We start from the raw sequence: 13,550 nt of genomic DNA on the forward strand, positions 1-13,550 counted from the left end.
CTCGCGAACGCATTTGACTTCGAATGAACGCGGAGCAAACCCAATGAATGTCAAAATCGTCGCTGACCCGCTTCGCAGGCCGGCTGTTTCCGCGTCTTCTCATGTCGTGGGGCATCTCATCGAGCGCTGGCGCGTGTCGGACTTCTTCGAGCTCGGCAAACCACGTGTGATGCTGCTCGCTGTCTTCACCGCAGTCGTAGGATTGACCTGCGCGCACGGCGATCTCGATCCCTTTCAAGCTCTTGTTGCGGTTCTCGCCATCGCTGCCGGCGCCGCCGCCTCCGGCGCGCTCAATATGTGGTATGACGCCGACATCGATGCGGTGATGGCGCGCACCGCGATGCGGCCAATTCCCCGCGGCCGCATCTCGAAGATCGAGGCGCTCGTCTTTGGTGTCGCTCTTGCTGTCGTCGCAGTCGCTGCCCTCGCGCTGGCCGCGAATCTCGCGGCTGCCACGCTGCTGGCCGGAACAATCCTCTTTTACGTTGTCGTGTACACGGCGTGGCTGAAGCGGTCTACACCACAGAACATCGTCATCGGCGGTGCCGCCGGCGCGCTGCCGCCCGTCATCGGCTGGGCTGTGGCAACAGGGGAGATCGGGCTCGAATCCCTTACGCTGTTTCTCATCATCTTCCTGTGGACGCCGGCCCACTTCTGGGCGCTGGCGCTCAACCGGAACGAGGATTATGAGCGCGCCGGCGTGCCGATGTTGCCGGTTGTCGCGGGATGGCAGGCCACGACGCGACAGATCCTGATCTACAGCGGCTTGATGGCCGTCGCCTCGGAGCTCCCCTTTGTGCTGGGATTTGCCGGCATCGCGTATGGCGCGATTGCCGCAATCTGTGGGGCGATCTTCCTCCTGCTCGCCGTCCGACTGAACAGCAGCACCGGGCCGGATCGCCGCGCCGCTCACAGGCTGTTCGTATTTTCCATCTCCTATCTGTTCGTGCTGTTTGCGGCGCTCCTGATCGACCAGGGCGGCGGTTCCTCCTCGTCCAGGCACGGCGGCCGCATCGTCGGATGGGTGCATGCCGAGCACCTGCAGGGCTCGGTTCGCAGCGCATCCCCTTCTCTCAACATCAGCGCAGGCGAGGTCTGACATGCGATACGGTTTACTGGCCGCGGTCCTGATGGGTGCCGCGACACTGGGCGGCTGCGACGGCGTGCTCGATCCCAAAGGGCCTATTGCCATCGCCGAGCGGCAAATCCTGTTCAACTCGCTCGGCATCATGCTGGCGATCGTGATCCCGACGATCGTCGCCACGCTGGGCGTTGCCTACTGGTTTCGTGCATCGAACACGCGTGCGCGCTATCGGCCGGATTTCACCTACTCCGGCCGTCTCGAGATGCTGGTCTGGTCGATTCCGGCGATGACGGTGTTTCTGGTCGGCGGTGTCGCCTGGGTCGGCTCGCACGATGTCAGCCCGCGCAAGCCCATCGTGTCCACAGTGAAGCCATTGCGAGTCCAGGTCGCTTCGCTCGACTGGAAGTGGCTGTTCATCTATCCCGACCAGGGCATCGCCAGTGTCAACTATCTGGCGATCCCCGTGGGCACGCCGGTCAGTTTCGAACTGACGTCTTCCGGCGTGATGAACAGCTTCTTCGTACCGCAGCTTGGCAGCCAGATCTACACCATGGCCGGAATGGTGACGCGCCTTCACCTGCAGGCCGACCAGCCGGGCAGCTACCGCGGAATGTCCGCGCAATTCAGCGGCGACGGCTTTTCGGACATGTACTTCAATGTCGACGCCGTGGCAGCCGAAAAGTTCTCGGAATGGGTGGACGCAACGCGCAGCGTCGGGCCCGAATTGAATGCCACGACATATGCGGAGCTGGTCAAGCCAAGTGCTGCGACGACGCCGTTCACCTATCGCACGGTCGTTCCCGGCCTGTTCGACACGATCCAGGTTTCCCAAACGCAACAGTCTGACGATGCGTTGTGCCGCACCTATTCCACCTCAATGAGGGCAGAAAAATGAGTCTACTTGGCAAGCTCGACTGGAGCGCAATTCCCCTGGACCAGCCCATCATCATGGGCGCTTCGGGCGGCATGGTCCTGGTCATCGTATCCATCCTTTCGTGGGTCACCCTCAAGGGTTATGTGCCCTATCTCTGGCGGGAATGGATCACTTCGGTCGACCACAAGCGCATCGGCGTCATGTACATCATCCTGGCGCTGATCATGCTGTTGCGCGGATTTGCCGACGCCCTCATGATGCGGGCGCAGCAGGCTCTTGCCGCAGGCGGCGCGCAAGGATATTTGCCGCCGGAGCATTTCGACCAGATCTTCTCGGCGCATGGCACGATCATGATCTTCTTCATGGCGATGCCATTCGTGATCGGCATGATGAATTTCGCAGTGCCGCTTCAGCTCGGCGTCCGCGACATGGCCTTTCCCACCCTGAACTCGGTCGCCCTCGGGTTGACCGCGTCGGGCATCCTGCTGACCAACATCTCGCTCGCGGTCGGCGAGTTCGCGAAAACCGGTTGGGTCGCCTATCCGCCGCTCAGTGAGCTGCAATTCTCGCCCGGCGTCGGCGTCGACTACTATCTCTGGGCGCTCCAGATCTCGGGTGTGGGCACGTTGATGACGGGAATAAACTTCGTCGCCACGATCCTGAAGACGCGGGCGCCCGGGATGAGCCTGATGCGCATGCCCGTGTTCTGCTGGACGGCGCTCGCTTCGAATCTGCTCATCGTCGCGGCGTTCCCAGTCTTGACGGCAACGTTCGCGATGCTGCTGCTCGATCGCTACCTCGGATTCCATTTCTTCACGACCGATGCCGGCGGCAATGCGATGATGTACGTCAACCTATTCTGGGTCTGGGGCCATCCGGAGGTCTACATCCTGGTGTTGCCGGCGTTCGGCATCTTTTCCGAGGTGGTGTCGACCTTCTCCGGGAAACCCTTGTTCGGCTACCGCTCCATGGTCGCCGCGACGATGGCGATCTGTGTGCTGTCATTCATCGTCTGGCTGCACCACTTCTTCACCATGGGCGCAGGCGCCAACGTCAACGGCTTCTTCGGTGTGATGACGATGATCATCGCGGTGCCGACCGGCGTGAAGGTCTTCAACTGGCTGTTCACGATGTATGGCGGCCGCGTCCGCTTCACCGTCCCGATCCTGTGGTCGATCGGCTTCATGGTGACGTTCGTAATCGGCGGCATGACTGGCGTCCTGATGGCCGTGCCTCCGGCAGACTTCCAGCTGCATAACAGCCTGTTCCTGATCGCCCACTTCCACAACGTCATCATCGGAGGCGTCGTGTTCGGCCTGATGGCGGGCTACAATTACTGGTTCCCCAAGGCATTCGGCTTCAAGCTCGACGAACGATGGGGCGCGGCTTCGTTCTGGTGCTGGCTGATCGGCTTCTATCTCGCGTTCATGCCGCTCTACTGGCTGGGCCTGTTGGGCATGACCCGCCGTATGCAGCATTACGACGTCGTCAGCTGGCAGCCCTGGCTGATCGCTGCGGCAGTGGGCGCGGCCGTTATTCTAGCGGGCGTCGTTTGCCAAGTGGTGCAGCTCGTCGTCTCGATCCGCAATCGCGAACAGCTGCAGGCGAGCGCGGACCCGTGGGACGGCCGCACCCTGGAATGGGCAACGGCCTCGCCGCCGCCGGCCTGGAATTTCGCGGTGCTGCCAAAGGTCACGAGCCTCGACGCGTTCTGGAACATGAAGCAGCGCGAACGCTCGCATGAGCCCCAGCCGGCGAAGCAGAGCGGGTTCGAGCCGATCGAGATGCCAAAAAGCAGCCCCGCCGGCTTCGTCATCGCATTCTTCGCCGTCATCAGCGGCTTTGCCCTGATCTGGCACATCTGGTGGATGGCCGGGGTTGGAGCGATCGGAATCTTCCTGACCATGCTCGCCTTCGCGTTCCGCGATGAAGACGAGACGGAAGTCCCTCCCGATCAGATCGCGCATTTCGAACAGGCGAATTCGATGGAGATTGCGGCATGAACATCGCTGTTGCAGTTGATGGAGACGTCCGGCACGAGGCACGGCTGAGCGCAAGCGAAGCTGGTCCGGCCACCAAGCGGATCGTGGTCGGCTACGGCTTCTGGATCTTCCTGCTGAGCGACATCGTGATGTTTGCGGCGCTGTTTGCTGGATACGCGGTGCTCGTACACGCGACCGCAGGCGGTCCGACCGGCGCGCAGCTGTTCAATCAGCGTGCCGTCGTGATCGAAACCGCCTGTCTTTTAGCCTCGAGCTACACCTGCGGACGGATGTCGCTCGCCATCGAATCGCAGCGCTTTGGCCTCACCTATCTGGCGGCCCTCGTCACCTTCGTGCTCGGGGCCGCGTTCCTGGCACTGGAATTACGGGAGTTCGCCGGCATGATTGCGATCGGCGCCGGACCGCAACGCAGCGCCTTCCTCTCCGCCTTCTTCGCCGTGGTTGGCTGTCACGGACTGCATGTTACCGCCGGCCTGGTCTGGCTGGCGGTGATGATGGCCCAGGTTGCCATCAAGGGCTTTCGTCCGAACGTCGAACGTCGCCTGCTCTGCTTCTCGCTGTTCTGGCACGCCCTCGATATCGTCTGGGTCTGGCTGTTCACGGTCGTCTATCTGATGGGAGTCGTTTCATGACCGACACGCAGTATGATCGCGCACCTGGTGATGCGTCGGCACTACCGGATGTGGAACGCGGCACGTCCTCCGGCGCACTCGTCTACAACATTGGATTGGCGCTGGCGGTGATCCTCACGGCCATGTCGTTCTGGGTTGCCAATACCTCGCTGCTCTGGCCGCCCGGCGTCGCGCTCGGACTGATCGTGCTGGCGATCGCGCAGATGGGGATTCATCTGGTATTTTTCCTGCACGTCACCACCGGCCCCGACAACACCAACAACGTGATGGCCCTCGCCTTCGGCGTGCTGATTGTGCTGCTCGTCGTTGTCGGATCGCTTCTGATCATGGCGGACCTGAACGACAACATGATGATGGGGCCGGAGATCATGGACCTTCATATGCAGCGCTGAGACGCCATTGCGAGCTATATCGGGACGACGCCTGAAGCGCACGGACGTCGTCCCGGATCTCTCATTCCAACAAACCTGTTCCAATACCAGCAAAGACGTTCGCGCGACAAATTCGTCGAGGCCATAGCATCGCAGCATCCCTCAATGATGGAGCTGCCCCATGATGATCCGGCTTGCCATTGTACTGGCTTCAGCAGCACTCAATGCCTCCCCCCTCCCTGCCGCCGCTTCGCAATGCGCGGCGCCGTCCACAATCGCCACCATCCGGACGCACTGGTCGGCCGTCCGCAGTCAATTCAGCAATGCCACCGATCGTGAAACCGCATGCCGCGCCTACGCAGCTTCCTTCTATGAGTCGGTAACGACCCGTCAGGCGGCCGCTGGATGCCCGGGCGGTGCGAGCGTCAGCGCACTCGACCTGGAGATCAACACCTTCAACGAGCTGCTGGCAACAAAGTGCGGCGGCTAAGCAGCCGCCGTGGCGCATTCATTTTCGAAAGGTTGGGCCAATGATTCTCTTTCCGCTTCTGTCGTCCTGGATCTGGCTGCAGGTCTTCACTTCCGCACACTTTTCGCAGCGAAAACCCGCGTTCATTTCCGGTGCGCGGCGAAAAGCAAAGCAAGACCATCCCGGCGACGGCAATCCCATTCAATAAGGCGACCAGCCGCTGCGTCACAGTCAAGACCGGAACGAGATCGACCTCGCTTCGGATGAAGAAAGCACAAAGGTGAACCCATGCCAAAAACGGCCTTGAGCGTCGTCAAAAGCGCCAACGCGCAAGCAACGACCCCTCGCCTCTTCGTTCTCGAGCTGAACGCCGGGAATATTCACGTGATGAACACCGACGGTTCCGACCGCAAGACGATCGTGACGGGATGTCATCTGCCCGACGGCATCGTCGTCGATGTTGAGAAAGGCCATATCTATTGGACCAATATGGGCATTCCCAACCTCAACGACGGGTCCATCGAGCGCGCCGATCTCGATGGCAAGAACCGCAAGGTCATTGTCCCGGTCGGCGAGACCCACACCCCGAAGCAGATCGTTCTCGATAAAAAGTCCGGCAAGCTCTACTGGTGCGACCGCGAGGGCATGCGCGTCATGCGTTGCAACCTCGATGGATCGCGACTAGAGACGCTGATCGAAGCGGGACGCGGCGATGCCGACGCACGCGATCCGACCAAATGGTGCGTCGGGCTCTCGATCGATCCCAAGCACCGGAAGATCTATTGGTCGCAAAAGGGCCCCGACAATGCGGGCCGCGGCGCCATCTTCCGCGCCAATCTCGAAATCCCCGCCGGCCAGACGGCGACCAATCGCTCCGACATCGAGGTTTTCTTCGACCGGCTCCCGGAGCCGATCGACCTCGAGCTCGATCACGAGAACCGCGTCATGTACTGGACCGACCGTGGCGATCCGCCGCGCGGCAACACCGTGAACCGCGCGTCCATCGACGACAAGCCGGCTGAGCCCGAGATCGTGGTGACCCATCTGATGGAAGGCATCGGTATCGCGCTCGACGTGCCCGGCGACCGCATGTTCGTCACCGACTTCGCCGGCTCGGTCTACTCCGCGCGCCTCGACGGATCCGGCGAGCGCAACTTCCTGTACGCCCAGGGCAACCTCACCGGCATCGCCTATGCCGAAATCCCCAAGGAGAAGTGACATGTCGCAAACCAAACCCATTCGCCGGGTCGCCATCATCGGAACCGGAGTCATCGGCGCGAGCTGGACCGCGCTTTTCCTCGCGAAAGGACTTGAGGTTGTGGCAACAGACGTTGCGCCGGACGCGGAAGCGGCTTTGAAGCGCTTTGTCGCAGCGGCCTGGCCGGCGCTGCAACGGCTAGGCCTCGCGTCCGGCGCGTCCCAGAACAAGCTGACCTTCACGGCCGCGCTAGCCGCCGCCGTGAAGGACGCCGACCTGGTCCAGGAGAACGGACCAGAGAAGATCGACTTCAAGCGGACGCTCTATCGGCAACTCGACGATCTGCTGCCCGCCGACGTCATCATTGCCTCGAGCTCCTCGGGCCTGACCATGAGCGAAATCCAGGCGGCTTGCGAAAAACACCCCGAACGCTGCGTGATCGGCCATCCCTTCAATCCGCCGCATCTGGTTCCGCTGGTTGAAATCGTCGGCGGCGCGAAGACGTCGGAAAGCACGATTCAGCGCGCCGCCGCCTTCTACACGGACCTCGGCAAGAAGACCGTGCGTCTCAACAAGGAGGTCCCCGGGCATGTCGCGAACCGCTTGCAGGCCGCGCTCGCCCGCGAGGTCTACCATCTCGTCGCCGACGGCGTCGTCAGCGCCGCCGATGTCGACACCGCGTTGAGCTGGGGACCGGGCCTGCGCTGGGGCATCATGGGCCAGTTGATGCTCAATCATCTCGGCGGCGGCCAGGGTGGCATCGAGCATTTCTTCCAGCAGTTTACCGGTCCCATGACGGCCTGGTGGAAAGTGCTGGGCTCGCCGCAGCTGACGCCCGAGGTGCAAAAGAAGCTGATCGACGGCGTCCACGCCGAAGTCGGCTCGCGCTCGATCAGCGAACTGGAAGCGGAACGTGACGAGATCCTGCTGGGCCTCATCGAGCTCCGCAAGAGAGTCGAACAAGCGAGCGCCCCGCGACTGAGGGAGCGCGCTGTCTAAGACCTGACCGTTGCAGATCAAAGCCCCGAAAGGCGAGCGCCCTTCGGGGCTTTTCCTTGCGCTTCGGCAACACGCGAAAGCGAGAGCAGACAACAGCGCAAGAACGTCCCCGGGACCGCAAGCTGCTTCAAGAACGCCGACCGCTTTCGCAGCAAATTGTCCGTCGAGATCATCATCCGCTTCACCCAAGGAGACCTCGACATGACCACAGCAACCGCAGCCCGCATGACGGAGGCGCCCAAGGCGCTGCCGGTACCGAACGGTGACTTTTATCAGCTCGTCGAGCTCCTGACCGCCGAGGAGCTGGCGCAGGTGAAGAAGGTACGGGTCTTCATGGAATCGAAGGTCAAGCCGATCGTCAACAAGTACTGGTCCGACGATGCGTTTCCGTTCGAGTTGCTGCCTTCGTTCAAGGAGCTCGGAATCGGCGGGCTCGGCTTCGAGGGCTATGGCTGCGCCGGGGGCAGCCAGAAGCTGTTCGGCTATGTCGCGATGGAGCTGGCGCGCGTCGACGCGTCCATCTGCACCTTCTTCGGCGTGCATAGCGGCCTTGCCATGGGCTCGATCTATCTCGACGGCTCGGAGGAGCAGAAGCAGAAGTGGCTTCCGGCGATGGCGCGCTGGGAGAAGATCGGATGCTTCGGCCTGACCGAGCCGCTGGTCGGCTCCGGCACGGGTGGCGGCCTCACCACGACCGCGAAGCGCGAGGGCGACACCTGGATTCTCAACGGCCAGAAGCGCTGGATCGGCAACTCGCCCTGGTGCGACATCTCGATCATCTGGGCGCGCGACGTCGCCGACAACCAGGTGAAAGGATTCATCGTCGAGAACAAATCGACCCCCGGCTTCAGCGTCGAGAAGATGGAGCACAAGATCGCGCTGAAGGTGGTGCAGAACGGACAGATCACGCTGAAGGACGTTCACGTTCCCGAAGCCAATCGGCTGCAAGGCGGCAACTCGTTTCGCGATACTGCCCGCGTGCTGCGCATGACGCGCTACATGGTGGGCTGGGCTTCGACCGGCATCCAGATGGGCGCGTTCGAGACGACGCTGAAATACGCGCAGGAGCGCCTGCAGTTCGGCAAGCCGATCGCCTCGTTCCAGCTGATCCAGGACCTGCTCGCCAAGATGCTCGGCAATGTCACGGCGTGCCAATGCCTGATGCTGCGCCTGGCGCAGCTCGATGACGAAGGCAAGCTCGGCGATCACCAGGCTGCGCTGGCCAAGGCGTTCTGCACGGCAAAATCGCGCGAGACCGTCGCCTGGGGCCGCGAGGTGTTCGGCGGCAACGGCATCATCGCCGACTACAACATCGGCCGCTTCTTTGCTGACGCCGAGGCGCTCTATTCCTACGAGGGCACCTATCAGATGCAGAACCTGATCGTCGGCAAGGCGATCACCGGCATCAGCGCGTTTGTCTGATCGCAACGCCAGGCGGGCGGACCTCCGCCCGTCGCCTACTCATCGCAATACAGGAGAGAACAATGGCCGACGTCTCGGCGCTTGCAAACGTGCTCTACGAGAAGAAGAACGGCATCGCCTATGTCACCCTCAACCGTCCGAAGGTGCTCAACGCGTTGAATACGCCGACCTGGACGGACCTGAAGGCTGCCTTCGAGGATGTCAAGGCCGATGCCTCCGTGCATGGCGCCATCCTCACCGGCGCCGGCGACAAGGCCTTCATTGCCGGCGCCGACATCAGCGAGCTCGCGCATGTCGACGCCTATGACGCCGAGGAATCAAGTCGCTTCGGCCAGGGCGTCCTCGATCTGATCGAAACGCTGGGCAAGCCGGTGATCGCGGCGATCAACGGCTTTGCGCTCGGCGGCGGCTGCGAAACTGCGATGGCCTGCACCATCCGGATCGCCGCCGAGCACGCCAAGTTCGGCCAGCCCGAGGTGAAGCTCGGCCTGTTGCCGGGCGGTGGCGGAACGCAGCGCCTGCCGCGCCTGGTCGGCAAGGGCCGCGCGCTGCAACTGATCCTGACAGGCGAGACCATCTCCGCGCAGGAAGCGCACCGGATCGGCCTCGTCAACGAAGTTGTGCCGGCGGCCAATCTGATCCCGCGCGCCGAGGCGATTCTGAAACAGATCTCCGCCAACGCGCCGATCGCGGTGAAGCTCTCGCTGGAAGCGGCCAACAAGGGAATGGACACAAGCCAGGCCGAGGGCTTTGCGCTCGAAGCGTCCTACTTCGGCATCTGCGCGGCAACCGAGGACAAGAAAGAAGGCACCTCCGCCTTCCTCGAGAAACGCGCACCCCAGTTTCGCGGACGCTGAAATCCAAAAGCGCAAACGAGACCGGGCAGTGGCCATGGCAACGCCTCTTCCTACCCCGGCTCCAATGGAGCGATTCCGGCTGACCAGCTCGGACGGACTGTGCATCGCCTGCACGCGCTGGGAGAGTCGCGGCCCGGCCCGTGCTGCGGTTCAGATCGCCCACGGGATGGGCGAGCATATTGGGCGTTATGCCGACACCATCGATATCCTCGTTGCATCCGGTCTCGTTGTCTACGCGAACGATCATCGCGGCCACGGCCGCTCGGCCCACATGCGGTTGGGAGAGTTTGGCACGGGCGGCTTCGAGCTGCTCGTGCAGGACATGGCCCGCCTGACCGAGCGCGCCAGAGAAGAAAATCCCGACCTCCCGCTGCTGCTTCTGGGGCACAACATGGGATCGTTCGCGGCGCAGAGATACGTCATCGATCACAGCCACGAGATTGACGGCCTGATTCTCTCGGGATCGGGGGCGCTCGATCGGCTGGCACGCAGCGCGCTGCTGCCGCCCGCAGGCAACAACCTGTTCAACGCCGCATTCGAACCAGCGCGCACGCCCTTTGACTGGCTGAGCCGCGACCGGGCAACCGTCGATGCGTTCCTGGCGGATCCCCTCTGCTTTGCAGACCTCAGCGCCGCCTCTCTTGCATCCCTGCTCGGCGCTGCACCGCAATTGCACGATCCGGCCGCGCTCCGCAGGGTGCGCCGCGATTTGCCGATTTATCTGATCTGCGGCGACGAAGATCCCATCGGGCAGCACCTGCGCGGAATCCACACGTTGATAAGCCGCTATGCCGATGCCGGGCTGCGCGACATCGCTATCGACGCCTATCCAGGCGGTCGACACGAGATGCTGAACGAGATCAACCGGTACGAGGTCCACAAACGCCTGCTCGGCTGGGTATCCAAGACGCTGGAAAAGCTCAACGACGATCATCGTCGCGTTTTACTCGTACCCGAACTTCAACACTGAGGAGACAGCAATGCCGACCGACAACATCTTTTCCGGACTGAAGGTGGTGGATCTCGCAAGCTTCATTGCAGGTCCGAGCGCCGCCGTGATCCTGTCCGACTTCGGCGCCGACGTCATCAAGGTGGAGCCGCCGAGCGGCGAGCTCTGGCGGCATGCCAACCACCTTCCGCCGCAACCGGTCGCGGAGGACGCCTATCCCTGGCATCTGGCCAATCGCAACAAGCGCGGTATCGCGCTCGACCTGAAGTCCCCGGGTGCGCATCAGGTGCTGGAAAAGCTGGTCAAATGGGCCGACGTGCTCATCGTCAATACGCCCCACCCGGCTCGTGCGCGGCTCAAGCTCGAATATCAGGATGTCGTGCAGTGGAATCCACGCCTCATCTATGCCGACATTTCAGGCTTCGGCGACAAGGGTCCGGATGCGGATCTTCCCGGCTTCGACATCACCTCATACTGGGCGCGCAGCGGCCTGCTGTCGATGACGCGCGATGCCGGCGCGCCGCCGACCTGGCCGGTGGCCGGCAGCGGCGACAACGCCACCGCCGTCGGGCTCTATTCCGCGATTGTGACCGCCCTCTACCGCCGCGAGCGTACCGGCGAGGGAGCCCACGTCACGACCTCGCTGCTCGCCGAAGGCGTATGGTCGGCGAGCGTGTCGATCCAGGCGGCGCTGTGCGATGCCAAGTTCTTCGGGCTGCACGACCGCGCCCATCCGGCCAATGCCGCGATGAACGTGTACCGCGCCCAGGATGGCACCTGGTTCGTGCTGATCGTCACGCCCGACAAGCTCGCTGCCGTCATGAAGGCCCTCGGCCGCACGGATCTGCTGACCGACCCGCGGTTCGCCGATCCCAAGAAGTTGATGGCGAATATGCCGGCGCTCACGGCCATTCTGGACGAAATCTTCTGCTCGAAGCCGATGGCGCACTGGTACGAGGTCTTCAATGGCGTGCACGTCACGTTCGGCGCGGTACGCGGACCGCAGGAGGTGGTGAACGATCCGCAGCTTCGTGCCAATGATATCGTCGTGCCGCTCGAAGGCGCCGGCGGCAAGCTGACCTCGACGATCAGCAGCCCGATCCAGGTTCACGGCGTCACCAAGGTGCCGGCGAAGCGCGCTCCCGATATCGGAGAGCATAACGAGCAGGTGCTGCACCAGCTTGGATTCACCGCGACGGAAATCGACGCCCTGCGCGCGGGCGGCGCTATCCCGAAGCCGAAGCAGCAGGTGACGTAGTCACGGCTTCATCACGCTCATCCTGGAGGACGACTATGGCAAGGCCGGCAAGCGTATCCGTGTTGGTTGGAAGCCTACGGAGCAATTCGCTCAACGGAATGATGGCGAAGGTGCTGATGTCGCTTTCGCCGTCTTCGATGAAACTCGACATTGTGGAGATCGGGCAATTGCCGCTCTACAATCAGGATTTCGACGCAAATCCGCCGTCGCAATGGACCGCGTTTCGCCAGCGCATCAAGTCAGCCGACGCGGTCCTGTTCGTCAGCCCCGAATACAACCGCTCGGTGCCGGCTGCGCTGAAGAATGCGCTGGATGTCGGGTCCAGGCCGTATGGCAGCAGCGTCTGGGACCGCAAGCCCGGCGCGATTGTCAGTTGTTCTCCGAGCGCAATCGGGGCCTTCGGCGCCAATCACCATCTGAGGCAGTCGCTCGTGTTCCTGAACGTGCCGATCCTGCAACAGCCCGAAGCCTATATCGGCCATGCGGACAAGCTGTTCGACGAACGCGGCGAGCTCGTCAACGACGGCACCCGGAAATTCCTAGGGCAGTTCATGGAAGCATTTGCAAGCTGGGTCGAGCGCACCCGCCCCTGAGTTCGCATCGTCATCCGCCGACTATCAGCTCTGAACAGGAGACCACATGAGCGACATCCTCCATGAGCGCGACGCAAGCGTCCTGCGCATCCAATTGGACCATCCGAAAAAGCTGAACGCGATGACCTCGGGCATGTACGTGGCCCTCGCTGACATTCTGAAGGAGGCAGCCAGGGACGAGGTCACCCGGGTCGTGCTCTGACATGGCGCCGGAGACGCCTTCTGCGCGGGCAACGACATCGAGGACTTCCTGAAGAATCCGCCAGGCCCGGGAGAGTCTCCGCAATCGCAGCTCATGCACGCGCTGATCGACTTCGACAAACCGATCGTCGCGGCGGTCCACGGCGCCGCCATCGGCGGCGGCACCACCATGCTGCTGCATTGTGACTTCATCTATGCCGGCGAAAGCGCGAAATTCCAGATGCCTTTTATCAATCTCGCCCTGGTGCCGGAGTTCGGCTCGAGCTCGATCGTTCCGGCCAGGGTCGGACATCTCCGCGCCGCCGAGCTGGTGATGCTGGGGTCGCGCTACGATGCCAGGCGTGCCCTGGAGTTGGGTCTCGCCACCGATTCGTCCCGGATCAGGATCTCCTGTCCGTGGCGACGGCGACGGCACATAAGCTGGCCGCCAAGCCCGCCGGCGCCCTGCAAGCCAGCAAGCGCCTGATCAGGCAGCCGTTCCGTCAGCAGATCCTGGCGGCAATGAAGGCCGAGAACGAGGAGTTCAGCGCGCAGGTCAGCTCGGCCGACGCCAAGGAAGCGCTGACGGCATTCATGGAGAAGCGTGCGCCGGACTTCACGAAGACCAAATCTGCCATCACCGCTTGACCACGCAAGTGCT

14 protein-coding genes and 1 pseudogene are annotated in these 13,550 nt (G+C 62.6%); all 15 read left to right on the top strand.

Features of this window, described 5'->3' with window-relative positions; all coding sequences use genetic code 11:
• The first annotated feature begins 43 nt into the window (after positions 1–43).
• The 15 genes and pseudogenes from QA640_RS47895 to QA640_RS47965 all read left to right on the top strand — a co-directional run bounded on the left by QA640_RS47895 (position 44) and on the right by QA640_RS47965 (position 13,537).
• On the top strand, positions 44–1,099 hold the full coding sequence (locus QA640_RS47895) for a heme o synthase (protein WP_283043480.1): 1,056 nt from the start codon (positions 44–46) through the stop codon (positions 1,097–1,099).
• Between the two features lies 1 nt (position 1,100).
• Complete coding sequence (gene cyoA, locus QA640_RS47900; RefSeq protein ID WP_283043481.1) at positions 1,101–1,979, top strand: ubiquinol oxidase subunit II; 879 nt, start codon at positions 1,101–1,103, stop codon at positions 1,977–1,979.
• Entirely contained in the window at positions 1,976–3,961 is a 1,986-nt protein-coding gene (gene cyoB / locus QA640_RS47905; protein ID WP_283043482.1) for a cytochrome o ubiquinol oxidase subunit I, read from the top strand. Before cyoA ends, cyoB begins: the two co-directional genes overlap by 4 nt.
• On the top strand, positions 3,958–4,593 hold the full coding sequence (cyoC, locus tag QA640_RS47910) for a cytochrome o ubiquinol oxidase subunit III (protein ID WP_283043483.1): 636 nt from the start codon (positions 3,958–3,960) through the stop codon (positions 4,591–4,593). Before cyoB ends, cyoC begins: the two co-directional genes overlap by 4 nt.
• Positions 4,590–4,985: a cytochrome o ubiquinol oxidase subunit IV gene (cyoD, locus tag QA640_RS47915; protein WP_283043484.1), complete on the top strand. Its 396-nt coding sequence runs from the start codon at positions 4,590–4,592 to the stop codon at positions 4,983–4,985. Before cyoC ends, cyoD begins: the two co-directional genes overlap by 4 nt.
• A gap of 160 nt (positions 4,986–5,145) precedes the next feature.
• Complete coding sequence (locus QA640_RS47920) at positions 5,146–5,454, top strand: hypothetical protein (RefSeq protein ID WP_283043485.1); 309 nt, start codon at positions 5,146–5,148, stop codon at positions 5,452–5,454.
• A gap of 267 nt (positions 5,455–5,721) precedes the next feature.
• Positions 5,722–6,651 (top strand): 3-hydroxyacyl-CoA dehydrogenase, encoded by a 930-nt coding sequence (locus tag QA640_RS47925; RefSeq protein WP_283043486.1) that lies wholly within the window; start codon positions 5,722–5,724, stop codon positions 6,649–6,651.
• Between the two features lies 1 nt (position 6,652).
• Positions 6,653–7,630: a 3-hydroxyacyl-CoA dehydrogenase NAD-binding domain-containing protein gene (locus QA640_RS47930; protein WP_283043487.1), complete on the top strand. Its 978-nt coding sequence runs from the start codon at positions 6,653–6,655 to the stop codon at positions 7,628–7,630.
• Between the two features lie 201 nt (positions 7,631–7,831).
• Positions 7,832–9,052, top strand: coding sequence for an acyl-CoA dehydrogenase family protein (locus tag QA640_RS47935; RefSeq protein WP_283043488.1), 1,221 nt, complete (start codon positions 7,832–7,834; stop codon positions 9,050–9,052).
• A gap of 62 nt (positions 9,053–9,114) precedes the next feature.
• Positions 9,115–9,909 (top strand): enoyl-CoA hydratase-related protein, encoded by a 795-nt coding sequence (locus tag QA640_RS47940; RefSeq protein ID WP_283043489.1) that lies wholly within the window; start codon positions 9,115–9,117, stop codon positions 9,907–9,909.
• Positions 9,910–9,943: 34 nt separating this feature from the next.
• Positions 9,944–10,879, top strand: coding sequence for an alpha/beta hydrolase (locus tag QA640_RS47945; protein WP_283043895.1), 936 nt, complete (start codon positions 9,944–9,946; stop codon positions 10,877–10,879).
• A gap of 10 nt (positions 10,880–10,889) precedes the next feature.
• Positions 10,890–12,116 (top strand): CoA transferase, encoded by a 1,227-nt coding sequence (locus QA640_RS47950; RefSeq protein WP_283043490.1) that lies wholly within the window; start codon positions 10,890–10,892, stop codon positions 12,114–12,116.
• Positions 12,117–12,151: 35 nt separating this feature from the next.
• Positions 12,152–12,709 carry an NAD(P)H-dependent oxidoreductase gene (locus QA640_RS47955; protein ID WP_283043491.1) on the top strand — a complete coding sequence of 186 codons (558 nt, stop codon included), beginning with the start codon at positions 12,152–12,154 and terminating at the stop codon, positions 12,707–12,709.
• A 46-nt stretch (positions 12,710–12,755) separates the two neighbouring features.
• On the top strand, positions 12,756–12,911 hold the full coding sequence (locus QA640_RS47960; protein ID WP_283043492.1) for a hypothetical protein: 156 nt from the start codon (positions 12,756–12,758) through the stop codon (positions 12,909–12,911).
• Positions 12,912–12,959: 48 nt separating this feature from the next.
• Positions 12,960–13,537 (top strand): annotated as a pseudogene (locus QA640_RS47965) (enoyl-CoA hydratase-related protein).
• Positions 13,538–13,550 lie beyond the last annotated feature (13 nt).

Origin of the sequence: Bradyrhizobium sp. CB82 (assembly GCF_029714405.1) — a bacterium.
GTDB lineage: Bacteria > Pseudomonadota > Alphaproteobacteria > Rhizobiales > Xanthobacteraceae > Bradyrhizobium.